27 protein-coding genes are annotated in these 25,209 nt (G+C 41.3%); 12 read left to right on the top strand and 15 right to left on the bottom strand.

What is annotated here, in order from left to right:
• Positions 1-22: 22 nt before the first annotated feature.
• Positions 23-847: a mannosyl-3-phosphoglycerate phosphatase gene (locus L8106_RS25160; RefSeq protein ID WP_009787338.1), complete on the top strand. Its 825-nt coding sequence runs from the start codon at positions 23-25 to the stop codon at positions 845-847.
• A gap of 3 nt (positions 848-850) precedes the next feature.
• Here the strand turns inward: L8106_RS25160 and L8106_RS25165 are convergent, their stop codons facing one another.
• From L8106_RS25165 to L8106_RS25180, 4 genes are all read right to left on the bottom strand, one after another.
• Entirely contained in the window at positions 851-1,474 is a 624-nt protein-coding gene (locus L8106_RS25165; RefSeq protein WP_009787339.1) for a cupin, read from the bottom strand.
• 106 nt (positions 1,475-1,580) lie between these two features.
• A complete protein-coding gene (locus L8106_RS25170) occupies positions 1,581-2,690 on the bottom strand; it encodes an FAD-binding oxidoreductase (RefSeq protein WP_009787340.1) in 1,110 nt (369 codons plus the stop codon).
• A 147-nt stretch (positions 2,691-2,837) separates the two neighbouring features.
• Positions 2,838-3,293: a photosystem II protein PsbQ gene (gene psbQ / locus L8106_RS25175; protein WP_009787341.1), complete on the bottom strand. Its 456-nt coding sequence runs from the start codon at positions 3,291-3,293 to the stop codon at positions 2,838-2,840.
• A 139-nt stretch (positions 3,294-3,432) separates the two neighbouring features.
• Positions 3,433-4,218 carry an SDR family oxidoreductase gene (locus tag L8106_RS25180; protein ID WP_009787342.1) on the bottom strand — a complete coding sequence of 262 codons (786 nt, stop codon included), beginning with the start codon at positions 4,216-4,218 and terminating at the stop codon, positions 3,433-3,435.
• Between the two features lie 118 nt (positions 4,219-4,336).
• Here L8106_RS25180 and L8106_RS25185 point away from each other — a divergent pair, with 118 nt between their 5' ends.
• From L8106_RS25185 to L8106_RS25195, 3 genes are all read left to right on the top strand, one after another.
• Entirely contained in the window at positions 4,337-4,963 is a 627-nt protein-coding gene (locus L8106_RS25185) for a class I SAM-dependent methyltransferase (protein WP_009787343.1), read from the top strand.
• A 110-nt stretch (positions 4,964-5,073) separates the two neighbouring features.
• Entirely contained in the window at positions 5,074-5,688 is a 615-nt protein-coding gene (locus L8106_RS25190) for a CHAP domain-containing protein (RefSeq protein WP_009787344.1), read from the top strand.
• A 24-nt stretch (positions 5,689-5,712) separates the two neighbouring features.
• Complete coding sequence (locus tag L8106_RS25195) at positions 5,713-6,288, top strand: DUF924 family protein (RefSeq protein WP_009787345.1); 576 nt, start codon at positions 5,713-5,715, stop codon at positions 6,286-6,288.
• Between the two features lie 21 nt (positions 6,289-6,309).
• Here L8106_RS25195 and hpsL read toward each other — a convergent pair whose 3' ends face one another.
• From hpsL to ftsH, 5 genes are all read right to left on the bottom strand, one after another.
• On the bottom strand, positions 6,310-7,968 hold the full coding sequence (gene hpsL / locus L8106_RS25200; RefSeq protein ID WP_156803824.1) for a hormogonium polysaccharide biosynthesis protein HpsL: 1,659 nt from the start codon (positions 7,966-7,968) through the stop codon (positions 6,310-6,312).
• A 43-nt stretch (positions 7,969-8,011) separates the two neighbouring features.
• On the bottom strand, positions 8,012-8,227 hold the full coding sequence (locus L8106_RS25205; RefSeq protein WP_009787347.1) for a hypothetical protein: 216 nt from the start codon (positions 8,225-8,227) through the stop codon (positions 8,012-8,014).
• Positions 8,217-8,399 (bottom strand): hypothetical protein, encoded by a 183-nt coding sequence (locus L8106_RS25210; protein WP_009787348.1) that lies wholly within the window; start codon positions 8,397-8,399, stop codon positions 8,217-8,219. Before L8106_RS25210 ends, L8106_RS25205 begins: the two co-directional genes overlap by 11 nt.
• Before the next feature lie 56 nt (positions 8,400-8,455).
• Positions 8,456-8,863: an MAPEG family protein gene (locus tag L8106_RS25215; RefSeq protein ID WP_009787349.1), complete on the bottom strand. Its 408-nt coding sequence runs from the start codon at positions 8,861-8,863 to the stop codon at positions 8,456-8,458.
• A 94-nt stretch (positions 8,864-8,957) separates the two neighbouring features.
• The gene (gene ftsH, locus L8106_RS25220) at positions 8,958-10,880 is read right to left on the bottom strand and encodes an ATP-dependent zinc metalloprotease FtsH (RefSeq protein WP_039897212.1); all 1,923 of its coding nucleotides are present in this window, start codon (positions 10,878-10,880) and stop codon (positions 8,958-8,960) included.
• A gap of 618 nt (positions 10,881-11,498) precedes the next feature.
• Here ftsH and L8106_RS25225 point away from each other — a divergent pair.
• The 5 genes from L8106_RS25225 to L8106_RS34645 all read left to right on the top strand — a co-directional run bounded on the left by L8106_RS25225 (position 11,499) and on the right by L8106_RS34645 (position 15,693).
• Entirely contained in the window at positions 11,499-12,920 is a 1,422-nt protein-coding gene (locus tag L8106_RS25225; RefSeq protein WP_009787351.1) for a sodium/proline symporter, read from the top strand.
• 139 nt (positions 12,921-13,059) lie between these two features.
• The gene (locus L8106_RS25230) at positions 13,060-13,554 is read left to right on the top strand and encodes a DUF427 domain-containing protein (RefSeq protein WP_009787352.1); all 495 of its coding nucleotides are present in this window, start codon (positions 13,060-13,062) and stop codon (positions 13,552-13,554) included.
• 218 nt (positions 13,555-13,772) lie between these two features.
• Entirely contained in the window at positions 13,773-14,699 is a 927-nt protein-coding gene (locus L8106_RS25235; protein ID WP_009787353.1) for a hypothetical protein, read from the top strand.
• A gap of 108 nt (positions 14,700-14,807) precedes the next feature.
• Complete coding sequence (locus tag L8106_RS25240) at positions 14,808-15,590, top strand: hypothetical protein (protein WP_009787354.1); 783 nt, start codon at positions 14,808-14,810, stop codon at positions 15,588-15,590.
• Between the two features lie 37 nt (positions 15,591-15,627).
• Positions 15,628-15,693, top strand: coding sequence for a hypothetical protein (locus tag L8106_RS34645; RefSeq protein ID WP_369749624.1), 66 nt, complete (start codon positions 15,628-15,630; stop codon positions 15,691-15,693).
• A 77-nt stretch (positions 15,694-15,770) separates the two neighbouring features.
• Here the strand turns inward: L8106_RS34645 and L8106_RS25245 are convergent, their stop codons facing one another.
• The 5 genes from L8106_RS25245 to L8106_RS25265 form a co-directional block, all read right to left on the bottom strand.
• Positions 15,771-16,580 (bottom strand): TIGR03943 family putative permease subunit, encoded by an 810-nt coding sequence (locus tag L8106_RS25245; RefSeq protein WP_050779178.1) that lies wholly within the window; start codon positions 16,578-16,580, stop codon positions 15,771-15,773.
• Between the two features lie 48 nt (positions 16,581-16,628).
• Positions 16,629-16,991 (bottom strand): four helix bundle protein, encoded by a 363-nt coding sequence (locus L8106_RS25250; RefSeq protein ID WP_009787356.1) that lies wholly within the window; start codon positions 16,989-16,991, stop codon positions 16,629-16,631.
• 32 nt (positions 16,992-17,023) lie between these two features.
• Entirely contained in the window at positions 17,024-18,124 is a 1,101-nt protein-coding gene (locus L8106_RS25255; RefSeq protein WP_009787357.1) for a permease, read from the bottom strand.
• A gap of 747 nt (positions 18,125-18,871) precedes the next feature.
• Positions 18,872-20,713 carry an aspartate kinase gene (locus L8106_RS25260; protein WP_009787358.1) on the bottom strand — a complete coding sequence of 614 codons (1,842 nt, stop codon included), beginning with the start codon at positions 20,711-20,713 and terminating at the stop codon, positions 18,872-18,874.
• A gap of 345 nt (positions 20,714-21,058) precedes the next feature.
• Positions 21,059-22,846: a metallophosphoesterase family protein gene (locus L8106_RS25265; RefSeq protein ID WP_156803825.1), complete on the bottom strand. Its 1,788-nt coding sequence runs from the start codon at positions 22,844-22,846 to the stop codon at positions 21,059-21,061.
• Positions 22,847-23,050: 204 nt separating this feature from the next.
• Here L8106_RS25265 and L8106_RS32610 point away from each other — a divergent pair, with 204 nt between their 5' ends.
• From L8106_RS32610 to L8106_RS33235, 3 genes are all read left to right on the top strand, one after another.
• Entirely contained in the window at positions 23,051-23,233 is a 183-nt protein-coding gene (locus L8106_RS32610; RefSeq protein WP_156803826.1) for a hypothetical protein, read from the top strand.
• Between the two features lie 67 nt (positions 23,234-23,300).
• Positions 23,301-23,459, top strand: coding sequence for a hypothetical protein (locus L8106_RS33230; protein ID WP_023067425.1), 159 nt, complete (start codon positions 23,301-23,303; stop codon positions 23,457-23,459).
• A gap of 97 nt (positions 23,460-23,556) precedes the next feature.
• Positions 23,557-23,901 carry a hypothetical protein gene (locus L8106_RS33235; RefSeq protein WP_009787361.1) on the top strand — a complete coding sequence of 115 codons (345 nt, stop codon included), beginning with the start codon at positions 23,557-23,559 and terminating at the stop codon, positions 23,899-23,901.
• Positions 23,902-23,913: 12 nt separating this feature from the next.
• Here L8106_RS33235 and L8106_RS25275 read toward each other — a convergent pair whose 3' ends face one another.
• Positions 23,914-25,209 (bottom strand): recombinase family protein, encoded by a 1,296-nt coding sequence (locus L8106_RS25275; RefSeq protein WP_009787362.1) that lies wholly within the window; start codon positions 25,207-25,209, stop codon positions 23,914-23,916.

Genomic DNA, 25,209 nt, shown 5'->3' on the forward strand with positions numbered 1-25,209 from the left:
TATTGGTGTTTGGTGTGGGAATATGCTACTGATTTTTACCGATTTGGATGGAACGTTACTCAACTCTGATGATTATGGCTATGACGCAGCTTTACCTGTCCTCAAACAATTACAATATCTAAAAATTCCCGTTATTCCTGTGACCAGTAAAACCCGAACAGAAGTTGAAGTTCTCCGCGAACAAATTGGATTAACAGATTCGTTTATTGTGGAAAATGGGAGTGCGGTTTTTATCCCCATTTCAGAACAACATTTAGCTTCTTCCCAAACCCAACACCAGGAAGATTATTATTTAATGCAGTTGGGCTTTAACTATACAGAAGCCCGTCAGGGACTCCAGAAAGTTGCAGAGGCTTTAAATCAACCGTTAAAAGGGTTTGCAGACTTGAGTGAAGCCGACATTCATCAGTTAACAGGTTTACCCCCCGAAGATGTAAAACAGGCGAAAAGTCGGGAGTTTAGCGAACCTTTTGTTACCCCGAAAAACTTCACCAGTCTAGAAATTGAACAAACGGTAAATAAGTTAGGATTTCAAGTGGTTGTTGGAGATCGCTTTTCTCATCTCATTAGTCGAGAAGCAGGAAAAGGAAAAGCAGTACAATGGTTAGTTCAACAATACCATAATTGTCAACCCGAAGCTAAAATTATGACAGTAGGTTTAGGAAATAGCCCGAATGATTTGGCAATGTTAGAAGTTGTTGAAATTCCTGTAATTATCCCCGGTCACAAAGGCCCTCATCCAGGTTTAGAAAATCGAGGATGGGAAGTGGCGACTGCATCCGGTTGTCAAGGTTGGGCGAATGCAGTCATAGAAATTTGCAACTCGTTCAAGATTAACCTCAGTTAGCGATTAAAAAGGCTTGGCTAAACGACTCTCGACATCAAATTGAAACCGCTTAGAAGGATTGGTTTCACCGTACAAATTAAAGGTAAAAGACGGTTCATCTCCCACTGCTTCGATGTGATGAATGGCGTCAGAGGTAAAACTAATAATTTCCCCTTCAGTGAGAATTTGTTCTCCGACTTTTTCAATATTACCCGGAAAATCAGCAGAGGGTTGACGCTTCCAAAAGACATTTTTTTGTTGTCCTTTTAACACCGCCACAATTCCCCAAGTACCATGATTGTGAATGGGAGAACCTCGACCGGGTAAAACCGTTTCTGTCTGAACAGTGAGGGGAAATCCCAACTCATCATACAACATAATAATCGAAGTTCCAGTTTTGGTGCAGGGTTCAGGAACTTGGGTTTTTAACCAATAGGAATTGGTGATTAATTGACGAACTAAGCGGCGTAGGTCTGTTAAAAAATCAACTTCAGTTAGACCTTTTTCAAACCCTTCATTCAGCACATCTTCTATTTCGGTGAGAAACCGATGTAAGCGATACTCATTTTTGAGTAAATCCCATTCTCTGGCTGATTTACAACGGTTACAGTTGCCATCTTCCCCGACCAGCCAATCCCGATTATTCATAGATTTCCTTTTGATAAAGACTTCAGGTGGCTGTTAACAGCGAACACTTTTTAACAATTAGTTTACGTTAACGTTTCCTCACTCATATATCTTAAGACTTATAACTTCAAATCCCTAATTTTTTTACAATCATTTTATGAATGGTTTCCGCCGTTGCTGGGGCTAATAAAACGCCGTTGCGATAATGTCCGGTTGCCAATAAAATATTTTCAAATCCTGACAAATAATCAATCACGGGTGCAGGTCTTCCATCAGGACGAGGACGTAACCCCGACCATTGACGAATAATTTTCGCTTTAGATAACGCCGGACAAAGACGAATTGCCCCTTCCATGACTTGATTTATTTGGGTTGTATCTGCTACAATTTCATCACTATCGACGGGAAATTCAACCGTTGCACCGACCCAATATTCAGCATTTCCCAGGGGGACAATATGCACATCATCCCCGGTAATTACAGGTTCAATCTTACCCAAAGGTTGAGACAATTTTAACTGGATTGCTTGTCCGAGAACTGGACGAATTTTTACCGATTTTTGATGATTTTCTGTCGGAAGTAAGGGGGTTGTTCCGAGTCCAGCAGAGACAACAATCCAATCGACATTTAACTCTCCAACTGTGGTTAAAAGTTGTGAACAAATTGATTGAGTTTGGGAATTATTAACTGTTTGAAAAGCTTGAACTTTTACCCCAAACTGAAAGTTAACCCCGTTGCGTTGGGCGGCATCTACTAATGCTAAAGTTAAAGCAGTCGGATCAACTTGTCGATCTTGAGACGAATGAATCGCCCCGATCACATTTTCACAGTTAATTTGAGGATAGTTTGATTGAATTTGAGCAATATCTAACAGTTTTAAATCCCAGCCTTGAGTTTGACGAATTGCTATTAATTCTTGCCATTTTTGTAAATTTTCTCCGGCGAAACATAACATTAAAATCCCTTGACGGTTAAACAAAATCGAACGACCTGTAATGTGTTCCAATTCGGGAATTAAGGTTTCATAACGCTGTAAACTCGACGATCGCATTTGCCACGCCCGTCCTTTGGTTTTGTGGCTAATAGCTCCCATTAACACCCCTAATGCCGCTCCTGTAGAGGCTTGGGCAGGTTGTTGTTGGTCGATAACCGTGACTGTGAATTGAGGAATTTGACTCAGTTCGTAAGCAATAGTCGCCCCAACAATACCACATCCAATGACAACAATATGAGTCATAGTATTTCAACTTTTGCTGTCTTTTTGACTAGATTTTGGGATTCAAAAAAACCAACAATTAACCGCAGATTAATACCGATCAATACAGGAAATTAATATAACTCGTATTCACCGATATTCATCTACGGTCAATAATTTAATCGGGTTTTATGCTTGAGAAGCTTGAGGAACTAAATCCAAGAAAGCATTCAGATCTTGTAATGCAGCTTGATAGCTAGAAGCAGCTAAAGGTTGATTTGCTTTTTCTGCGGCTTCACCGACTTGAAGCAAATCTTCAAACACTTCTCGGGCTAATTTACGAGCGCCAGGTTGATCATTGGGTAGGAGATTTTTGGTTAAATAGTTCATCTGCTGAAGCAGAGATCCCAACGGCCCATGAACAAAATTATCCACCTCAACCCATTTACGGTTATTAATGTAGGCGGGTAATTCACTGGTCATGCGATCGCGTAACTCCAAAATATCAGATTGATAGCCCTGAATTTGTTGGAGTTGAGCATTGCTATAAGTGGGGGGTTCTTTAACTTCTGGAGAACCACAACTGACGATAAATGCCATGACAAACGCCAATAGGCAAGCGAGAATAGAACGATAACGTTTCATAGCTCGAATTCTGATTAATGTGACATCCTCTACCCGATCTATTGTTACAGACTATGCGATCGTAGTGAACACCGGAGACTTGATCAAGTACCAGTAACCCCTTGGGGAAATTCATCAATTGTCCCCACTCGTAAACTGACTATTTTGGGGTTTTAAACTGTTTCCCCACTAAACTGACCACCATATCTCTAGGAACAAAGCGTGAGATATTGGCGATAATATGATTTCCAAAGCCGCCTGTCACGAGGGTAGACTGATTTTTCTCTAACGCCTGGAGTGCATCTCTAACCACCTCCTCCGGCGGAACAAGGTCTTTTTTATTACCACTTCCCAACGAGGAAGGAAACTCAGCCGTCTCAAAAAAGTTAGATTCTGTCGGCCCCGGACAAAGTGCTAAAATATGAAGACCCGCGTCTTTGTTTTCTTCCCATAATGCCTCGCTGAAATGCAGAACAAAAGCTTTTGTGGCCGAGTAGATCGACATATAGGGAATGGGTTGATAGGCTGCAATTGAAGCAACATTAATGATTGATCCTGAACGTCGTTGTCTCATGGGTGTCAAGAACAAATGGCTGAGTTCAACTAACGCGGTAATATTGAGTTGGATCATCTTTACCTGTTTTTGGAGATCCCGTTCCGCAAAGAGGCCGTAATCTCCGAAACCTGCATTATTGATCAACAGGTCAATGGTGATTCCTTTTTGAGTCACCTCGTCAAAAACGGCTTGGGTTGCTCCCGGTTCAGTCAGATCTTTGGCAATAACTTCGGCTTGGATTTGGTATTTTTCTTGGAGTTGTTGGGCCAGCCCGTCTAGTTTATCTTTTGAACGTGCCACTAAAACGAGGTTGGTTTGACGGGAAGCCAATTCTTGAGCAAACGTTTCACCAATACCAAAGGAAGCTCCTGTAATTAATGCAGTTTTCATTTTTATTTTATCGTTAGGAGGTTAGCCATTACAAAATTTTACACTTTAGATATTAACACTCTGAGAATCAAAGGGATTTACCTAAAGAAAGAATTTCAACAAATAAGAGAAAAATACAATGACGGAAACATTCTTAAGAAACAAACAATGGTTTTTTGATCGTTGGGCGCCGAGTTATGACTGTTTGCTGACAACGGTATTTTATCAAGCGGTTCACAAGCGGTTGTTAGAATACGCCTCCCTTCCAAATCAGGCAAATATTCTTGATCTCGGTTGTGGAACAGGTCGTTTGTTGGATCGGATCGCTAAACAGTTTCCCACGGTGACTGCAACGGGACTCGATCTTTCCGATGAGATGATTTTGCAAGCCCAATCTCGAAATCTTTATCCCCAACGCCTAACATTTACAACCGGAAATGTAGAGTCATTACCTTTTGTAGAACATCAGTTTGATGCGGTATTTTGTACGATTAGTTTTTTACATTATCCTCATCCTCAATTAGTTTTTGAACAAATTAATCGGGTTTTGCATCCGGGTGGTTACTTTTTTTTAGCAGACTATCAAGTCAATGAGCAAACTCGCCAAGCCCTAGTTCCCTTTTCTCCGGGCGGACTGCGGTTTTATAGTCGCTCACAACGCGCAGAATTTGGTCAAGCTGTCGGATGGTCTTGTGAAGGTCATTATCATTTGTTGGGGCCGATTTTGCTGACTAAATTTCAGAAGATTAAGGTCGAAAAGAACTAAGTATTAAGACTTTAGAAAAACCGAGACAATTGTGGTAAAACAGAAAGAATAGTTCAAACTAGATGATCGATATTCCTCACCTTTTCACTCAAACAATAGGAGATTCCTCAATGACCACCTCTGCTCGTGTTATTCAAATCGCAGCAAATGAAGTGGGATATACTGAATATCCACCCGGTAGCAATACTACTAAGTATGGTCAGTGGTATGGAATGAATCATGTTCCTTGGTGTGCAATTTTTGTCTCCTATTGCTTTGATCAAGCCAGGATTTCTTTACCGATTCGGACTCCAAAAGGGTTTGCTTATTGTCCTGATGGGGTGCGATGGTTTCAAAACCAAAGTCAGTGGTATTCTCAACCCCAAGTCGGAGATTTAGTGTTTTATTGTTGGCGAGGCGATGGGATTGCCGATCATATTGGTATTGTCGAGTCGGTGAATCCTGATGGTAGTATTATTAGTATTGAGGGAAATACCGCGATTGGTAATGATTCTAATGGCGGAGAAGTGATGCGGCGACGGCGTGATCCTTGGTCTTTTTTAGGGTTTGGTCGTCCTTATGCAATTGTGCAATCTGTTCCTCAACCGTCTACTTCTCAACCCGATAAAGAAAAAGAGAAAGACACCACAAATTCACCCAAAACACCCGATGAAGGAACAAAAACCGCACCAGAGTATCATACTAACTTAATTAATAAATTATTAGGAAAAGAAAAAGTCAATTAATCCTCAATAATTAACCCAGAATTAATGTCAAGAGTTGCAGAAATTTTAGCGTTCTGGTTTGGGAGTCCCCAAAACTTAGATTATGGGAAACCTCGTCAAGTTTGGTTTCAGAAAAATTTCGAGTTTGATGCACAAATCAGAAGTTATTTTTTAGCAGACTATGAGTTAGCCGCACAAGGTAAATTAGAAGATTGGAAAGAATCGCCCGATAGTTGTTTAGCCTTGATTTTGCTTTTAGATCAGTTTCCCCGAAACTTATTTCGAGGTGAAGCGAAAGCATTTGCGACAGATTCTCAAGCTTTAGAAGTTGCTAAATATGCAGTTAGTCAAGGTTTTGATAAGCATTTATTACCTGTACAACGGTGGTTTATTTATTTGCCTTTTGAACACAGTGAAAATTTAGTGGATCAAGAAAAAGCGGTTGAGTTAACTCGTCAACTGAGTGATCATCGAGAGAGTCAATCCTCGATAGACTATGCAATTCGTCACTGGGATGTCATTAAACAATTTGGGCGTTTTCCTCATCGAAACTCAATTTTAGGACGGGAAAGCACACCCGAAGAAAAAGAGTTTTTAAAACAACCCGGATCTTCCTTTTAGGATCATAATTAACATCAACAATTAATTCCCTTGAGAAGATGATAATTCCGGTTTTTGTTCATCCATGTTTTCTGATTCTGCTAAAGTTTTTATTTCCTCTCGTTCAAGATGGGGTAACTTCAATAATACCCCGGCAAAAAACCAATAATAAACTGCAACGGGATCAGTATCAAGAGGATACCAATAGGAATTATAACTAATCAGAAAAACAAATACCCAGAAAACAACTCCATAACCCCGTAAACTCGGGTCTTGAACTTGATGATAAGCCCTAAACCCCTGAAACGTTAGGGTTGTGACCACCGCAAAAAAGGCAATAACCCCGAGTGGCCCAATTTCATAGAGTAACTTCGGATAATAGGTTTCAACCAGTTTGGTATCCCCCAACGCACGCGCCGAATTTGTCGCCCGTCCTAGACCATTTCCCAAAACTCCCTGATGTTTTCTCACCGTCCATTCTGCTTGTTCCGTCACAAACTCAGCCGGAGGAGAAGCATTCCAACGAGACACCAAACTCTCTAAACGTTGAGAAATAATACTGGGAAACAGCAAATGAGTTCCCCCCATAAACAAAACAATTCCTAATAAAATAATCACTAAGCGTTTGAGTTGAGGAATGTGACTGGTGGCAATCACTAAGACAACAAAAATAATCGGAACGGCTAATAAAGCGGTCCGTTGACCACAGAGAATAGAGTTGAGTACCACCAGAGATAAAGACAACCAACCTGCTGTCCGCCAGTAGAGTTTGGGGTCACTAAATGCGGTGGCAAAGCAGAAAAAACTACTCGAAATTAAAAACCAAGCCCAATGCCAAGGAGCAACAAATGTACCCGGTAAACGAATAAAGTTATTGGCGGGATAGTAACCTAATGCTCCCCCGACTAAACATTTTCGTTGAAGGTTAGCTCGCAGTAGTAAATGATCTGGAAGTCCGGTATTATCGGGGCATTTCCCAGTGACGACTAACCAATACTGAATGACTCCTAAAACGCAGCAAATAATCGCCAAAACAACCTGTAAACGAGTCAAAAAATGAAGTTCTTCTCGATTTCTAATCAGGACATAAGCACAGAGAATTAGGGGAATATATCCCATCAACACTTTCAAACCAAAAATCCCGATTAATAAAGGCTGTCCATCTGGATTGGAACTCAATTGTTGTCCACCGTTGACGTAGACAAATGTGAGGAGAGCAATTCCGAATAAGCTCAATAACGGTATTTTTAACGACTTGGGAATAATCAGAGGTAAACGCTGTTGACGTGCGGTTTGAATTATGGCAATTAATGCGGGAAAATACAGGCCATCTTTTGCCAAGTGAAAAATCGGATGATCGTTACCAATCCAGTAAGCAACAGTACCCGCAAAGGGGGTATAAATAAGAAATACCCAAAGGGCTTGGCGAGGATGTCGGTAAGATAAAGTCAGGCAAAAAATGGCAGCGATCGCCACAAAAATTTGACTGATAGAGTTGCCATTTCCAAACATCAAACAAGCAACGATAAAACCGATGCCGATCACCCAAAGAATAAAAGGAATTTTATTCAGTGTTTCAGTGTTTTGATACTCAAAATCATTCTCAAAATCATTCTCAAAATTCTCCTCATCATGATGACTTGCAGAGTCTAAAAAATTCTGCGACAGAGGGGGTGGGGGTTGGTTTTGGGGAGTTGACATTGAAGCACTCTGGTTATCAGTAAAATAACTTGAACTCAACCGTTCACCTGATTTCAAATCCGGTGCGTAGGGTTGAGTCGATTCCCAACTCAAGTTCTCCTTGCCAAATTTTCTGAACTTTTATCTGTTGCTCTAGGGGGAGCCTATCATAAGCTTGCAGAATTTCTTGATGGGTGTAATAAACAATTAATGCCTTGAGTTGAGCGGGAGTTTGAGCCTTGAAGAGGGCAATCTTTAGAACATCAAGCTTAGTGGTCATTTTGATTGGTTTGGGTTCCTCGCGGGTTAGGGTTTTCTGTTGAGTCACTGTCTGGGGAAGCTTGATTTTCCGGTTGAGATTGTTCGAGCTTTTGTTGCCATTTTAGCAACTGTTGATACATTTTTTCGTTGATTTGAAAGAGGGGACGTTCTGTTGAATTTTGCTCAGACATTTTAACGGTTGATCTCAACTCAAACTTGACGGGTACAATGATTTAATGTTAAAGTTCTATTTCGATGAAATTAAAGGTTGAACGAGAGGTAAAATAATTCCAACTAACGAGCCTCCGAGTAAAGTCAAAAGGGTAAGACTGCCGATCGCAAAACCCAGAGTTCGTTTTTCTGCCGCTTGATAGTAACCCCAAGCGTAGATAATGCGCCCAACCACCCAAACAGCGCCGATACTTGCGCCCCAAACCGGACTAATAAACTCTGAAAATAGCCATAAGGCGGGTAAGAAAAGCGCCAGTTGTTCTAAAGTATTTTGTTGAACTCGGACAACCCGCTCAAAATTGGGATCTCCACTCATTTGCGGTGGCATAATCTTATATTTAGCTCGAGATCGACCGACATTAATGGTTAAAACTAAATAGACCAGTAGAGCGATCGCGGTGACGAGACTCGGCCAAGGTGACATCATAACCCCCTTGTTGAATTGCTGTTTTCTCTCCCTATGCTAACCCGCGCGCAGTAGTCTTGGAGAAAGAATTTTAACAAGGAGGTTGCTGATTTTAACTGTGAGTTTGAGTCAGTTGCTTTTCGGGGAGAGTTGTATATTCAGAAACAAGGCGGCGGAATTCATCCCCTTCGATAGTTTCTCGTTCGAGAAGTAAATCGACGAGTCGATCAATTAACCCCCGATTTTCCCGGATAATTTGACAGGCTCTCTCATAACAGTCAAAAGCAATTTCCCGAACTTTTTGATCGATTTGAGTTGCCACTTTTTCAGAATATTCTGACTGAGCCGGCCATCCCCGACCGAGAAACACTTCTCCATTGGGACTTTCTAACGATAGTGGCCCCAAGTCAGACATTCCGTAACGAGTCACCATTTCCCGAGCCAAATTTGTTACCCGTTGGATATCATTACTCGCCCCGACGGTGACTTCTGAATCCCCAAAGATCACGTCTTCTGAGGCTCGTCCCCCCAAAGCAATCGTGATTTGATCAATCAACCAAGATCGGGTATACAAACCGCTATCAACCATTTCTTCATTGAAGACTTGTTGAGCAAAGCCTCCCACTCCACCCGAACGAGGAATAATGGTGACTTTATTGAGGGGATCGGAGTTTTCCAACAGCGTCATTAATAGAGCGTGTCCGATTTCATGGTAAGCAATCAGCCGTTTTTTCTTACTATCGAGTAAGGGGGCTAAAGATAAACCAATGGTAATCCGATCAACTGCATCATCAATTTCCCCCAGAGAAATCGCCTCTTTCCGACGACGAGCGGTGAGAATTGCCGCTTCATTTAATAAGTTCGCCAGATCCGCCCCTGAGAAACCCGGAGTCCGGCGAGCGATCGCTTCTAAAGAGACATCATCATGGAGTTTTTTATTGCGGGCGTGAACCTGTAAAATACCTAAACGACCGTTATAGCTAGGTAAATCAACAATCACCTGTCGGTCAAAACGACCTGGACGCAATAAAGCAGTATCTAGGACATCAGGACGGTTGGTAGCAGCAATGATAATAATCCCGGTATTGCCTTCAAAACCATCCATTTCGGTGAGTAACTGGTTGAGGGTTTGTTCGCGTTCGTCGTTCCCTCCGCCAATTCCTGCCCCTCGCTGACGGCCTACCGCATCAATTTCATCGATGAAGACAATACAAGGAGAGTTTTCTTTGGCTTTTCTAAATAGATCTCGAACTCGCGAAGCTCCCACCCCAACAAACATTTCTACAAATTCTGAACCCGAAATACTGAAGAACGGAACCCCCGCTTCTCCGGCGATCGCTTTAGCTAACAGAGTTTTTCCGGTTCCAGGCGGGCCGACGAGTAAAACGCCTTTGGGAATTTTGGCGCCGATGGCGGTAAAGCGTTCCGGTTGTTTCAAGAAGGTGACGACTTCCTGCAATTCTTCCTTGGCTTCTTCAATTCCGGCAACATCATCAAACAAAATCCCCGTCTTGGCTTCCATTTGAAATTTTGCTCGGGATTTGCCAAAATTCATCGCCTGTCCAGATGCTTGAGTGGAACGACGGAGAATCATCAGCAAAAATGCCAAGACGACAAAAATCACCAATAAGTTGACAATTAACCCCATTGCCGCACTATTATCAGCAGTGGGTGTCACCTCGTAACCAACGTTTTGCGTGCGGGCTGCCTGTAACAGTTCGGGGTTGCGGTCAAACAACCGGACAACGTAGGGAGAATCACCTTCTTCACTGCCTTTGAGTGTAACTTTAGCAATTTGTCGAGCGGGATCTTCTTCGATACGTTCGACTTCCCCCGCCTCAATTTTTTGCAAGAGTTCACTGTATTCTAGGGATTTGGGTGTGTTATTGGCTAGGGCAGGGGTTCCCAAGAGTATCCCTTGAGCAATAATCCAACTGCCCAAAATTCGCCATAGGTGTCGGTTTGTCATGGATCGAACTGTGAAAGCACCAGTCGCAAGCTGTTCTTTCCATACTTGTCTCCAGCGGCTTTTCATATTTCTATGCCTTTTTTCGGTGTTGTTATTACGTCATTATTACTGGGGGTGTAAATATCAGTGTAGCGTTCTGTTCTACAAAACCTGTACAAAACGTCGCATTACAACACTTTTGCACTGTTTGCTTCCTGTTTCAAACCAGGACTGTCGGCAGCACCCTGTCCACAGGCTGAAAATCGGCTGGAACCCAACCTATTATTGAGTTTTCAATCACAACTTTGGATCTCTACTCCACTATTTTCAGGAAATTTAAAACTGATGGCTTTACTCAGTTACCTTTTTACAGGCTGCCCACTAGACAAGAATTCTCTGGGATGTCAAGCCTTAAATGCTTTAATCGCTTGGTTTTCGCGTTTTTTGATTGTATCACATTCAGAAAATACCTTGAAGCCACTCAAAGTAACGCAAATCGTATACTAGATTACATCTCTGGCGGTCAAGGTTTTGTCAAGTCTCAATTTCGGTTAGGATCTTTGAGTTGGGTCAATGGGGAACTCAGGATCTAAGTTAAAGTGAGAAAGCAAACAAAATCCGATTTTGATCACTCACGGAGACGAAAACGGATGGGTTCTGCTCAAGTCTTCTTGGAGTATGCCTGTTATTCATAATTTTTAGCTCATGTCAAATCAAAGCATTATTGCCATTTGTTTTATTGTTTTTTTGTTGTTATTTGCTGGTGTTGGTATTTATTCAGCGACTCAAAAACAAGATAACACCCGTGACTATTTACTCGCAGGTCGTAATGTTAACCCCTGGCTAACAGGACTTTCAGCTTTTGCTACTGCTCACAGTGGCGGGATGTTTATTAGTATGATTGGCTTTACCTACCAAGCCGGAATTTCCTCCGCGTGGCTACTTCTGGGATGGTTACTCGGAGATTATTTAGCTTGGTTTATCGTTCACAAACCGTTACGAGAAGTGTCTGAAGAAAATGACTCAGAAACTATTGGTTCTTTTTTGAATAATAACCCTAAAGGAAATCAGTCTATTGCAGTTGTTTCTGCTGTCATTACTATTCTATTTCTTGGTGCCTATGCAGCCGCTCAACTCATCGCGGGAGGGAAAGCCCTTTATGCTGTTTTTGGTTGGGATTATTCACTGGGAATTATTGTCGGGGCCATTATTGTTGTTTTATACTGTTTTTCGGGTGGAATTCGGGCTTCGATTTGGACAGATGCGGTGCAGTCTGTGGTGATGATGTTTTCGATGATCATGTTGTTAGTTATTTCTATTGCAGCTTGTGGAGGGATGGGAGAACTTTGGTCAAAACTTGAACAAATTGATCCCACTTTAATTAGCCTCGTTCCTCCTAATCTTCAGTTTGGATTTGGGCTGTTTTTACTGAGTTGGTTATGTGCAGGGTTTGGAGTGGTGGGTCAACCGCATATTATGGTTCGAGCGATGGCACTTGACTCCCCGAAAAATATGGCTTTAACCCGCAATATTTATGCTGTTTTGTATTTGATTTTTTCGACTGCTACGATTGGCGTTGCATTGGCTGCTAGAATTCTAATTCCTGATTTAATCACCAATGGAGATCCAGAATTAGCCCTTCCTCAAATGGCTATCCAACTGTTACCTGCGGTTTGGGTCGGCGTGATTTTAGCGGGATTATTTTCGGCGGTGGTTTCTACTGCTGATTCTCAAATCTTATCCTGTTCGGCGGCTTTAAGTCAAGATATTTTTCCCCAAATAGCTCACTCCTATAAATTTGCAAAACTCGCAACTTTAGTGGTGACTTTCATTATTCTCACGATTGCTTTAGGAAGCGATAAAAATATGTTTGCGTTGGGTGTTTTTGCTTGGTCTGCACTGGCTGCTGGTTTAGGGCCATTGTTAGTTTTAAGAGCTTGGAAACGTCCAGTGAATTCAGGTGTGGGCGTGGCGATGATGATTACTGGAATTACCGTTGCAGCAGTTTGGAATGGAGTATTAGGACTCTCTAATTCGATTTATGAAGTGTTACCGGGAATGGTCGCAGGTTTCTTGGTTTATGGATGTTCTTTACTATTTATACAAAAACCAGAAAGCTCTGTCTAAACCTCCTCTAAAGTTGATTAACAATTCCCTGAAAAATGTTATCGGGGATAGCGTGTTCAGTCAAGCATAAAAATAGAACTTAAGTTATAATTCTAAGACGATAACAGTCTAGAAAACCTAAAGTCAAGCATCTGTTCAAATGAGACCACAACGAATTCCTCCGCAACCCGGTCAAGAGTCTGTTTGGGACTATCCTCGTCCCGCAATTTGCGAAGATGTCAGTCAACCGATTAAAGTGATCTTTAATGGTGAAGTCATCGCCGAAACTCAACAAGCAAAACGAGTTTTAGAAACCAGTCATCCTCCTACTTACTATATCCCCGCAGAGGATATTAAACTAGAGTATTTGATTGAAACATCTCGAATAACAATGTGTGAATGGAAAGGACGCTGTGTTTATTCTGATATTAAGGTAGGCGATAAACACGTCCGTCAAGCAGCTTGGCGTTACTTTAATCCCACTCCTAATTTTGTTTCCATTAAAGACTGTTATAGCTTTTATGCAAACGTTATGGACGCTTGTTATGTCGGCGATGAACTTGTTCAACCCCAAGCGGGTGACTTCTATGGCGGTTGGGTGACTAAAAATATTGTTGGCCCGTTTAAAGGTAGCCCTGGAACAATGGGTTGGTAAGTTGATTTTACTTTAATATTGTACCCGAATTTTCATCCCTTTTGACCTCTCCCCCAACCCCTCTCCTAGTAGGAGAGGGGAGTCATTTTTTGACTCATTTTATAGATTGAATCAAAGTTCCGTGAATCTACGGATGCTTAATGATAATCTAACGAGTATATTAAAGTTATCGGTTAATTGATCTAACTTTATAAATTTTCGTTCCAGGGGTTGAACTTATGCTTGGATGGATATTTGGTGGCTTGGTGAAAAAGCTAGAACGTTCGACGAAAAAAGTAGAACGAGATTTTGTTGATCGTTCGGCAAAAAAGTTAAATAAACTTGCTAATGACCTTGATTACATGGTCGCCAAACGAACTGATCACGTAATGAACCGGATGGAAAGTCTAGAAAATAAAACGGTTCAAGATATTAACAAAATAATAGATCAAGCCGATGAAAAAGTCAAGGAAAACCTGCGGGAAATTGATCGCATTCGCCGGGAAACTATCGAAGAAGTCAACCAGACCATTAAAGAAACCGATTATTATATTGAAAATCGCATCAATCAAATCTCGTTAGTGGTGATGGAATCAATCATTGAAGCCAAAAATTTAATCCGAGACGTTGAATTATTGGAAACTCAAATTTTTAACGATGCGAGTTATTTAATCGACCAAATCGAAGAAATAGTTGATAAAACTATCGAACAAGTACGCGGAGAATTGCGGCGACACAGTGCAGAATTAATTCCGAATCCTTTTGATCCCTGTCGTCAAAAATTGGGGTTGGGATTAAAACCCGGTTTTCAGTTATCAGATATTGAATATTATCGGTTGATAGAATGTTCTGAACTGACGAAATTAACCCCAACCACTCCCATACAAACTATCATTGAAACCTATGGTCAACTTCAACTCAATGCAGCTAGAATGGTCGCTTTAACTCGAAAAGCACCGGAGTTAAGAAAATTCGCCGTTGAAGATTGGTTAAAATATGGTGTTTTGTGTCAATTTTGGAGTAATACCATCAAAGTTTATGATTCAACTGAATTAAAAATTGAGTCTTCTCCTTCACAGCAACAACTAAATTATCAAGATATCAAAACACAAGTTTTTCAATCATTTTCAAACTTCCAGCAAATGTTTTCTAAACCGACTGAATAAGTTTAGTAATGTGTTGTTGTACTTCAGCACTATCATAGTTTTATTACTGCGCGTGCATCGCAACCCCGAACTTAATTATCAATAGAATTTGAATCAAGGATAAATCTAATGAACTCCAACGACAACAAAACCCCTCTCGAATATTACGAAAGAGCAATTCAAGAGTTAACAAACACTCGCGAACAGTTTCAAACCGAGTTAGAAAGTATCGCCGAGATAAGGACTTCCTATAAAACGTTAAAAAAAGAACTTGAAGATACCAAAGCCGAACTTCATCAAACCCGCAAAGAATTATCAGATACAAAAGAAGAACTTCAACAGAAAATAGAACCTTTGCAAACATCTAGTAATCAAATAGAAGCACAGGTTAATTATTGTTATTCAGAAAGTCAAAATGTCAAAAACAAGATGGATACTCAGTTAGAAACTCTCAGAAAAATGCAGGGTTCCTATCAAACCTTGAAGGATGAACTCGCACAAACCAAAGCTAAACTTGATGACAACCAAAGAGAATTATCAAACACAAAAGAAGAACTTCAACAGAAAATAGAACCTTTGAACAAATTGAGTAATCAAATAGAAGCACAGGTTAATTATTGTTATTCAGAAACTCAAAATGTCAAAAACCAGATAGATACTCAGTTAGAAAGTCTCAGAAAAATGCAGATTTCCTATCAAAGCTTGAAGGATGAAATTGCAACAACCCAAGTTAAACTTTACCACACCCAAAAGGATGAACTTGAAAAAAATCAAGCCGAATTTCAAGAACAAATCCAAGCTACAAACGCAGAACTACAAAAGCAAAAACAAAAGTTATATAGAATAGAAAATGGCATCTTTTCGGGAAATATAAAAACAACTAAAAGATGGAAAGAAACTTTTAAAAGTTAAAGCTGTTGATATTGACTGCAAAGGATTCTTTTTAGAAATTCATACTTGGGGACATACTGAAGTTTGGGGATGTGATGTTAACTGGTTGGCTTATGGTTTGTAGTTGTGCGGAGAGCGCAATTTTAGCTTGATTTGTGCTAAAGCACAACAACGAGCTTAATTCCAAGAAATTCTAATATTTTAATATTCGTAAGGATTTCTCGGTTCGGGAATTTTAGTTAATTTAGTTGCTTTTATCGTTAATCTTCGTTCACCGTCAATGGTTTGCGTAGTCATTTCCCCACCGACTTCTAGCCAACTATCTTGAGGATAATCTTGGCGGTTGCTATCAGGTGGAAGTAATACAGGGATACCCACTGGATAAGCATCAGCCGCACAACAAGTAATCACAAATCTAGATAACCACAAATACCCTTGAGGAAGGGAAGGCGGATAAATAATAAAACCCGTTACATTTGCCTTTTGACCCGTGTAAGCGTCGGGTTCGGGGTTAACATTCAACATCCGTACCCATTCTATCAGCGATCGCTCCTCGGGTGTGGCAGCCGTCCGAAATTCTTGGGGTTGAGTGCGAGTCGTCGGTAAAGATTCTGTTAGCCCCCGTTGTAAAGCCGTGTGACTGCCGAAAGTTCGGGGTGTGACCCATAAGCCCAAAATAGCCGCAGCGAGGAACAGGATGCTACTCCAGCCGGGAGGAAATAGGCTAATATGTTGAAGATTTTGGGAGGGTTTGGGTTTTTCCGACTCAACGGTATAGCTTTGAACAACTTGCCAAAATTTCACACTACCAATGCCAATTAAGCCAATTCCACCAATAATGGTTAATGCAAAATAATTCGGATGAATCAGAATATTCAGTTTACCTGTAATCCAATATTTTAATAATAAAATTCCCCAAGCCAAAATCGCAATCGGATCAAGCCAGGGTTGAACAGTTTCCCAGACGGGAAGCATCCGGCGACGGATAGTATTAAAGCGACGATTAACCATAAAGATCAAGGGAATAGGGAACAGGGAACAGGGAACAGGGAACAGATTTTAATTCTCTAATTTTTTGATTAGACTAATAATCATTCTACTTTCCTCTTTTAATAAATTCACAATCATTTCCAGATCTTTTTCTTCACATAATCTTACCCGTCTAGATAAAATGAGATGGGTTTCTAGTTCATTAACTGAACCTTGGGCTATGTTTAAAAATCTCACATACTCTGCCGTATATCTTCGTCCGTATCCTTCAGCTATGTTAGCAGGAATAGATGCGGCACTTCTTCTAATTTGTTGTACCATACCGTATAACTCATCTTTGGGAAAAAGTTTTGTAAGGAAATAACACTGTTCAGCGATATCCATACCTTTCTGCCAAATTCTTAAATCTTTAAAGTCATTAATATCTGACATTTTTGCATTTTTTTATTCTGAACTGTTCCCTCTTAGCTGATGTTTAAATTCACAATCAAGGTCAATAAAAAGGTCATTTGTGCGGCTAATACCATTAAGTAAACCACAGCTCGCGGCTTAAATACTGATAACATTAGACCAACCGTTTTAATATCAATCATCGGCCCAAATACCAAAAACGCTAACAGCGAACCACTGGTAAAGGTTGCAGCAAAAGACAAGGCAAAAAACGCATCTACCGTTGAACAGATAGAAACAATTCCTCCCAATAACAACATCGCGACAATGGAGGAAACGGGGCCATGTCCTAAACTGAGAATAATTTCACGGGGCATCGACACCTGTATAATAGCGGCGATCAAACTCCCAATCACTAAGATTCCCCCTAACTCCCGCAATTCTTGTACCATATTCTCAACCATCAAGCTTAGACGTTCTTTAGAAGGATGCAAGAATAGCGATCGCAAGTTAACTTTGGGGCGTTTTTCGAGTTTTACCGTTTTTTTGTCAGGTTTTCCGATACCTTGTCCGGCTTGCCAAAACGGAATAGACTCTAATCGAACGGGTTGTTCAGCCGAACCCAACAAATAAGTTCCGGGTTGTAGCAAAGGAGAACTTTCACTGGCCTCCGTTGTTTTGTTGTCGTTCCAGCGAGGCGGGGGTAACAGACGGGCCATAGTCGGTTGGACGATGGGGCGTAGGTCTTTTTGAAAACTAAACACCCAACCGAGTAAAGTGGCAATAATCAGCGATAAGAGGACTCGTAGAAAAACAATTTCCGGTTGGTCGCGAAAAGCTATCCAGGTAGACCATATAACAATAGGATTGATCGTGGGGGCAGCAAATAAAAATCCAATGGCTGCCGAAGTGGGTATTCCCTGAATCAGAAACCGACGGGCAACCGGAACGTTACCGCATTCACACACGGGAAAGAGAAATCCGACTAAACTCCCAAATAAAGCCCCTAATAGCGGATGAGAGGGAACTAATGATAGCAGTTTGCGTTCATCGACTAACTGATTGAGAATACTTGAAAATAAGACTCCCAATAGCAGAAACGGTAACGCCTCAACCAGTAAACTGAGGAAAAGCGTAAACCCGCTATTAAGTTGATTAATTAAGGTTGATTCCATGCCTCATCAAGCGTGAACAGGGCGCACCCAGTTGGGAATTGGCGTGGCATTGTACAGACGTGCCTCACCCTACGGGGAGATTGACGATTTTTGCAGAAAATATCACTCAAACGTTTGAGGGCGGGTCACATTATAAAAATGCGCTCACAATTTTTGACTCGAAACTCTTATTCTATCCGATAATACCATCAACAGGGGTAGGGAGCTTGGAACCCAAGGTTCTATTTGCGTTCTAGATGTAGCGAAAGTTCTCTCAGGAGAGGATGTCAAGGAAAAATCTTCACGGGAAATAGTCCGGTAGAGTGGAAGCCCCGTGTCTTTAGACCGGGGAGGAAACTCGACACGAGCGGTTTTAACCGCCTGTAAAAAAATTAATGGGGGTATGGTTGCCCCCAACACCCATTTCTGGGGTAATGTTTGCCTCGCATAAGTTATCGGTCGGTACTTTCGACAACACACTGTCTTACCCCTCGTAGGACTGTTTAATGCTGTGGTTCTAGAGCCGGAGACTGGCCACGCATCTCCGGGTCGGAACGTTAACTCTTGCCGATAACGTAGCCCTCAAGGGACTTAGGCGGGTACTAGCTACCTAAAAAGAGAAGCATGATGCCCCGTCTCTTTAGAGCGGGGTGCTGACCTGATACAAACTGTAGGGAGTGTTGGGTATAAACCCAATAACATCAGCCCAATCATTCAAACCCTGAATATTTTGGGGGTTAAATTACCGGGCGCAAACCTGACTACAGTTTAACGAACGGTAACGGGTTCAGGGACAATAATCGGGCGATCGCCAGACAACCCAAACGCCTGATGAACCGCTTGTAACGCTTGTGTACCCTGTTGTTCATCGACAACGCAACTAATCTTAATTTCTGAAGTGGCGATCATCGAAATATTAATCTTTTCTGCGGCTAAAGCCTCAAACATTCGCGCCGCAACTCCAGGATGATCGATCATTCCCGCCCCAACAACACTAATTTTGGCGATCGCTTTATTAACCACAATTTCCCCACAGCCTAACTCACCCATGGCTTGTTCTAACACCTTCTGGGCTTGATCGGCATCAACTTGGGCGACGGTAAAAGCAATATCCCGGCTTAACATCCCATTGACTTGATGACAACGTTGGGACTGAATAATCATATCCACACTAATATTATGTTCAGCCAAGAGTGCAAACACTTTAGCGGCCATTCCCGGACGATCAGGGATGTGACGAATGGCTAAACGGGCTTGATGGCGATCGAGGGCAACTCCGCGCACAGGCGGTAAAGGAGTCGTACTCACAGAAGCAGGGGAAGCCGAAGCCGCCAGGGAATTAGAGGAAGCTAAATTGACTTCAAAGTGTTGACACAACGCTTCTACAGCGCGATCGCAATCTCGCGCGGCAATTACACAACTAACTTTCACCTCGGAAGTGGAAATCATCTGAATATTAATCCCCGCTTCGGCTAAGGTGGTAAACATCCCCGATGCCACATTCGGACGCCCAATCATTCCCGCCCCGACAATACTGACTTTAGCAATAGGTGTTTGATCGCCTTTGACTTCTGGTTGTCCTAAATTCGCATCTTCGTTTTCGCCCAAAGTGGGTAATAAAGCCTCTGCTACGGCGATCGCTTGATTGTAGGAACCCTTGCCGACAGTAAAGGTGATATCGTTAATATTACCTTCGTGTATCGACTGAATAATCAAATCCACATTTAACTGTTGTACCGCAATTCCCCCAAACAATTTCGCCGCAATACCCGGACGATCCGGCACCCGCAATAGGGAAACCGCTGCTTGGTTGGTGTCAAATTCCACCGCATCAACAGGGTGAGTTAATTCTAGCCCTTCTAAGGGTCGAGGTTGACGAGTCGGGGACGTGACACGAGTTCCCGGTTGATCACTCCAACTCGATCGCACGACTAATGGCATCCCGTAATTTCGGGCTATTTCTACCGCCCGAGGATGCAACACTTTCGCCCCCAAACTAGCTAACTCCAACATCTCATCACAGGTAATTTCCGTCATCAACTGGGCTTCAGGAACCAAACGCGGATCGGTGGTTAGAATGCCGGGAACATCGGTATAAATTTCACATTGATCGGCTTGTAGGGCTGCCGCCAACGCCACGGCCGAAGTATCGGAACCGCCCCGTCCTAGCGTTGTGATTTCTAATTCTTCGCGGCCTGTAATCCCCTGGAAACCTGCGACAACGACAACTTTGCCTTTTTTGAGGTGACGTTCAATTCGGTCGGTTTGAATATTGAGAATGCGGGCGCGAGTATGTTCGGCTTCAGTGACAATTCCCACTTGGGCGCCAGTCATGGAAATAGCAGGTTGTCCGAGTTCTTGGATCGCCATACTCATCAGCGCAATGCTAACTTGTTCTCCAGTCGAGAGCAACATATCCATTTCTCGACGGTTGGGTGTTGTGGAAATTTCCGTCGCCAGCTTCACCAGTTGATCGGTTGTTTTTCCCATCGCTGAAACGACGACAACAACTGAATGTTCGCGGGCTGTTTTGATGATCCGTTGAGCAACAGCTTGAATGCGTTCAACTGATCCGACTGAGGTACCACCGTATTTTTGAACAATTAGCATAGCAACTTGAGAATATGGGGAATGGAATGCGATCGCGAAGCTTATCCTTCAGGACGTATCGCGCTTTGAGTCTGGGACATTGGACATCTGTAAATGGAGTTAAGTTCCTATTTGCTGTCCTCAACCCCTGACTTTATATAATTATGCGTCTCCACATTTTAGACGACAGGATACCACACTGAACGTCTTCTCTAAGTATTTTTAATGTTGTGATGGGAGGTGCGATCACTTGTGGTTTGACAGAAGAATATTGTTGGAGATTATTTAAACATCTGTATAGATTGCAGAAATCTCAATTTCAACCGAACATTCAATTAGAATCTAAGCGTTACTAGATTTTAAAGCTTACGGTTTTAAGACAAACTCATCAAATTTTACCACATCTGAATCCGGTTGTCGAGTATCAAAATAGTAGCTACTCACCGTTCCAGTGGCGGTATCAAAAATACTAAAAGCGGTAATATCATTACTGGCAATATAGGGTAAAGGTTGACCGTTTTCTGATAAAATTGGTTTGAGAGTGGGTTGAACGGGTTCAAGGTTATTCGGATCGCCAACAGCACTATAATAATTAGTTTGAAAACCGGGCGGAATAAATCGTCGTTTGTCTTCTAAATACGCCCCATAAGTATTTCCGACATTGGATGATTCTAAAAAGTGTATTCTGCTTTCACTGACAAAACGGTTCCACAAATGAGAATGTCCGTAATACACAAATTGTACTCCGGCTTGTTCTAATAAAGGCATCACATCTCGAATAATATAATCATCTGACTTGGGATATTCATAACGAATCATTTGAATATTTCCGGCTTCATCTCGATCAATAATTTGTACAGGATCGGTATAAGCAGGAAGAATATTATCACCCAGAGAATGAGGCGGATGATGAAACATAACCACTTTATATTTTGCTTGTTTAAACTCAGCACTATTTAATTCTTGCTGTAGCCATTTATATTGTTCGCTACCTTTTTTAATAGGTTCAAAGATATGCTGTCCATACCCCCAATTTTCGGGTTGGTTAAAATCTTGATCTCGTTCTCGATATTTCCCGCGAATATTTTGATTTAATCCCGGATTTCGCCAAATATTTGTAATATACAAGGTGACTAAGCGAATATCCCCAAAGGTGACAGCATAATAGTTTTTATTCTCGTTTGGCAAGGTAAAAATTTCAGTGTAGGTATCACTGTTAAAAGTATTGTTTTTGAGCCATTCTGTCTTGACTTCAGGTTTGTTTTCAGGGTTGCTAGTTTGCTGGTTTTGTTGATAAATATTCTCGGCTGCTTGACGAGGAGAAGGATTGTTAAACTGTTCGTTTAGTCCAACTTCTGTTGAGAACTTTCCCATCACTTCATGGTTGCCAATTGCCGGAAACAAAGGCATATTTTGAATAAGCGAACCTCCTTTGTATATTGTTACTACACCCTTTTTTTCAAGTTGATAATTTCCTCGCCCCTGCAAGAGTGGAAAGAATGCACCGCCTCGGTTATCGTCAAACCATTCGGAAGCCCGATCTGGAATATTAACTAAATCTCCAGCCAAGAAAACTGCATCAATATTATCAATGGTTTCTACAACTTTTTGTAAGTTTGCTGCGGTTAGTGGTTTTAATTGATGATCAGAAGTTAATAATATTTTTAAAGGTGTTCCTGCTTGGGGTTTAGCTGCTAAAGAAAAAACCTCACTCTTGACAGTTCCTCCTTGATTTGTTACACTACTAACTTGATAAGGAACTCGCACACCCGGCGTTAAATTTGTAACTTCAGCTTCATGTCGCCAAATATCACGTTGAGTTGGTTTTTGATAAACAGTTCCGTCTTCGGTTTGTTCTCCAACTCGGGAGTTTTGATCTTCACGAGTGCGACTCAGTTTAGTGGTTGTAGCAGTAACTTTTTGTTGGATATTTTCACCATAACTCACGAAATGACGAGAACCAGGAAATTCTGTAAACCAAACGACTCGAACTGAGTTTTCTGTCGGAAGTTGTAAAAATGGGTCTGTTAAAAGTTTGGGTTGCGGAAAAAGAACAATCATGGTTAAAATAAGGATGAACAGTGTAATAATTAGAACCCCGATAATCCAAAGATTACGCGGTGAGTCTGGGGTGATAGAAGTTGTCGATGACATAATGATATTCTAGTCGTATTTTAATCTCATAAAATAATCTGAAGACATCAAAAAAAATCCTCTCACTTTTTTAAAATTAGTAAGAGGAAGTTTAAGATTAACAAGTGTTTAAACTAAAGGAACTGTCAGGTAGGCGGCGAGAACGAAGAACGAAAATACACACATTGGAAAGAACATGACAATACCTCCTGAAGTTATAGGGTTATGATTAGATTTACCTCTTCTCAGTATAAATATTACTTAAACTTGGATTTTCGTCAAGGTGGAATTACGGAAATTTTCTGTCGGGAAACGTCTCAGCCTCTTACCTACGGGATGAACCGAGAACCCGGAGTTGAGGGCGACTCAAAATTCCCATTTCTGAAATTCTCAAATTTTCTTCGTTAAAAGCTCTCGAATGGTATAAGAATATAAAGTTAGAACACATGACGAAACTTCCTTATACTCAACTCTTATGGCCAGTTCAGACCAACAAAAGCAGAAAGTTAAAGAACACCTAGCCCGGAGTCTCGGGAAGTTCACTCAAGCTTCATCCACCTCGTACAACCCTTTGAGTTCATCTGACGAACGCAAACGTCGAGTCATGGAGCATATTCGCCTAACCAAAGGCTAGACTTTAAACTGGGGTGCAGTTTTCTGAATTAGCGTTAATCAGAACTGTACCCAACTTATTGTATCTTAGAATTAATAGAATATCTAAAATTTCGTCTATGTCTTTTCACAATCAAAACCTAGAAGCTTTTCTGAAATTGTTGAAAGAAAAACCTCAACTTTTTCCGGAGTCAAAACGTCAAGAACTAATTGAGTTGATAGAACCTTTGGAAGATAAGCTTGAAACCTTATCCGTTGCGATCGCGAAGTGGTATGAAAATCATGATGAAATTGTCGATGCTCAGTTAGAAATTTTAAATAGTTTTATTTTAGTTAATTATCACTCTGGACAAAACTCGACATCAGCCGCCGCGCTTGCTCGTTTTTCTAAAACTGAAGCGAGTTCTGTTTCCCAAGCTCAACCACAGTCAAAAAAAGAGGCTTTATTATTATATTTAAGTTAAGTGTTGGCTCGATTAAAAAATAAACTCAACATTTAATTTCCAGTTTTTTTCTGGTCGAATAATCTCGATTTTACGGATAAATTCTCGAAAATAAAAGCGTCGTTCGGTTTCCGATAAATCTAACCAAAATTGCTGAATAGAAACAGCTTGGGCGGTTTCTTTTAAACTCACTGGGGGGAATTGGGCGAATTTTCCTTGCAGTTGGGCTATTTCTGTTTTGAGTTTATAAATTCGCAGTTCGGTAGTTTCTTCATCTAATATTCCCGTTGCTGTTAACTGGGGTAACTGAGAGAGAATTTCTTGTTTTGTGGCAATAGCGTGTTGAATATCTATTTTGATTTTATCTAGGTTTGGCATTTTTAACTCAGAAACAGCACGGGGTAAATTCTCACAAATATGTTGAATTGTTGCATCTAATATGTTATTATAAGATAAGGCTTTACACTTGGGTTGACGGGGACAAGCGGTGGGGCGTAGATAAAGATATTCACGGTTTTTTCGATAGGTTGTGACTCGGCTAACTGTCATCAAACAACTACATTCACCACAGAATACTAAACCCGCTAAAGAACGAGGCGCACTTGCTGTTTTTGGAGACATTCGTTGGTTGCGGCGCAAGAGTCGATCTATTTGGGCGGCTTCTTCCCGAGAAAGAATAGCAACATGAGTATTTAGAATAGTTTCACCATTTTTGTATTCTAAATCTCCTCGATAAACAGGATTTGTTAACCATCTTCTCCCGGTTGTAACTGAAATTTTCTTGCTATATCGCTTTTCTAAATATCGCACGGCACCCCGCAACGAACCGTAAATTAAAAACCGTTCAAAAAACTCTTTAACCACTGGGGCAGTTGTTCGATCTAAAGTGTAGCGTTCTTTTCCCCGACGATAACCATAGGGGGCTTTTCCGGGGGGTGGTGTGGCTTTAATCCGGTTGCGGGCGTGTCCCTGACGGATGCGGCGACTACGTTGACTGGTTTGAATTTCGGCGATTAGTTTAATTAAATCAACTTGAGTCGCATCAGAAATAGAACGATTCAGATTAGATTCTATGGCAATTATTTTAACATTTAAAGCTTCTAATTGCAAGAGGCGATCGCTAACTTGTTTTAAATTATCTCCTAATTCTTCAAACCGTCGAATTAACAGATATTCTGTGGGTTCGGCTTCACAGTCTGCGAACAATTGATCGAGTTGTTGACGTTCTCCCAAATCTTGATAAACTTGATCGATTTCCCAACCCCAAATCATCCGGTTAGGCGGTGTTTCTAATAACGGATCGCTGTAGGAATAAGCAATAATTTTCAT

Source organism: Lyngbya sp. PCC 8106 (genome assembly GCF_000169095.1).
Lineage (GTDB): Bacteria > Cyanobacteriota > Cyanobacteriia > Cyanobacteriales > Microcoleaceae > Capilliphycus.

Bases quoted from the DNA above. Each gene is read 5' to 3' on its own strand.
- L8106_RS25275 (WP_009787362.1), bottom strand. From the start codon at position 25,209: ATGAAAATTATTGCTTATTCCTACAGCGATCCGTTATTAGAAACACCG.
- L8106_RS25240 (WP_009787354.1), top strand. From the start codon at position 14,808: ATGAACTCCAACGACAACAAAACCCCTCTCGAATATTACGAAAGAGCA.
- L8106_RS33230 (WP_023067425.1), top strand. From the start codon at position 23,301: ATGGCCAGTTCAGACCAACAAAAGCAGAAAGTTAAAGAACACCTAGCC.
- L8106_RS25210 (WP_009787348.1), bottom strand. From the start codon at position 8,399: ATGTCTGAGCAAAATTCAACAGAACGTCCCCTCTTTCAAATCAACGAA.
- L8106_RS25245 (WP_050779178.1), bottom strand. From the start codon at position 16,580: ATGGTTAATCGTCGCTTTAATACTATCCGTCGCCGGATGCTTCCCGTC.
- psbQ (WP_009787341.1), bottom strand. From the start codon at position 3,293: ATGAAACGTTATCGTTCTATTCTCGCTTGCCTATTGGCGTTTGTCATG.
- L8106_RS25185 (WP_009787343.1), top strand. From the start codon at position 4,337: ATGACGGAAACATTCTTAAGAAACAAACAATGGTTTTTTGATCGTTGG.
- L8106_RS25165 (WP_009787339.1), bottom strand. From the start codon at position 1,474: ATGAATAATCGGGATTGGCTGGTCGGGGAAGATGGCAACTGTAACCGT.
- L8106_RS25205 (WP_009787347.1), bottom strand. From the start codon at position 8,227: ATGACCACTAAGCTTGATGTTCTAAAGATTGCCCTCTTCAAGGCTCAA.
- L8106_RS25190 (WP_009787344.1), top strand. From the start codon at position 5,074: ATGACCACCTCTGCTCGTGTTATTCAAATCGCAGCAAATGAAGTGGGA.
- L8106_RS25230 (WP_009787352.1), top strand. From the start codon at position 13,060: ATGAGACCACAACGAATTCCTCCGCAACCCGGTCAAGAGTCTGTTTGG.
- L8106_RS33235 (WP_009787361.1), top strand. From the start codon at position 23,557: ATGTCTTTTCACAATCAAAACCTAGAAGCTTTTCTGAAATTGTTGAAA.
- L8106_RS32610 (WP_156803826.1), top strand. From the start codon at position 23,051: ATGATTAGATTTACCTCTTCTCAGTATAAATATTACTTAAACTTGGAT.
- L8106_RS25215 (WP_009787349.1), bottom strand. From the start codon at position 8,863: ATGTCACCTTGGCCGAGTCTCGTCACCGCGATCGCTCTACTGGTCTAT.
- L8106_RS25260 (WP_009787358.1), bottom strand. From the start codon at position 20,713: ATGCTAATTGTTCAAAAATACGGTGGTACCTCAGTCGGATCAGTTGAA.
- L8106_RS25235 (WP_009787353.1), top strand. From the start codon at position 13,773: ATGCTTGGATGGATATTTGGTGGCTTGGTGAAAAAGCTAGAACGTTCG.
- L8106_RS25225 (WP_009787351.1), top strand. From the start codon at position 11,499: ATGTCAAATCAAAGCATTATTGCCATTTGTTTTATTGTTTTTTTGTTG.
- L8106_RS25170 (WP_009787340.1), bottom strand. From the start codon at position 2,690: ATGACTCATATTGTTGTCATTGGATGTGGTATTGTTGGGGCGACTATT.
- L8106_RS25195 (WP_009787345.1), top strand. From the start codon at position 5,713: ATGTCAAGAGTTGCAGAAATTTTAGCGTTCTGGTTTGGGAGTCCCCAA.
- ftsH (WP_039897212.1), bottom strand. From the start codon at position 10,880: ATGAAAAGCCGCTGGAGACAAGTATGGAAAGAACAGCTTGCGACTGGT.
- hpsL (WP_156803824.1), bottom strand. From the start codon at position 7,968: ATGTCAACTCCCCAAAACCAACCCCCACCCCCTCTGTCGCAGAATTTT.
- L8106_RS25180 (WP_009787342.1), bottom strand. From the start codon at position 4,218: ATGAAAACTGCATTAATTACAGGAGCTTCCTTTGGTATTGGTGAAACG.
- L8106_RS25250 (WP_009787356.1), bottom strand. From the start codon at position 16,991: ATGTCAGATATTAATGACTTTAAAGATTTAAGAATTTGGCAGAAAGGT.
- L8106_RS25265 (WP_156803825.1), bottom strand. From the start codon at position 22,846: ATGTCATCGACAACTTCTATCACCCCAGACTCACCGCGTAATCTTTGG.
- L8106_RS25160 (WP_009787338.1), top strand. From the start codon at position 23: ATGCTACTGATTTTTACCGATTTGGATGGAACGTTACTCAACTCTGAT.
- L8106_RS25255 (WP_009787357.1), bottom strand. From the start codon at position 18,124: ATGGAATCAACCTTAATTAATCAACTTAATAGCGGGTTTACGCTTTTC.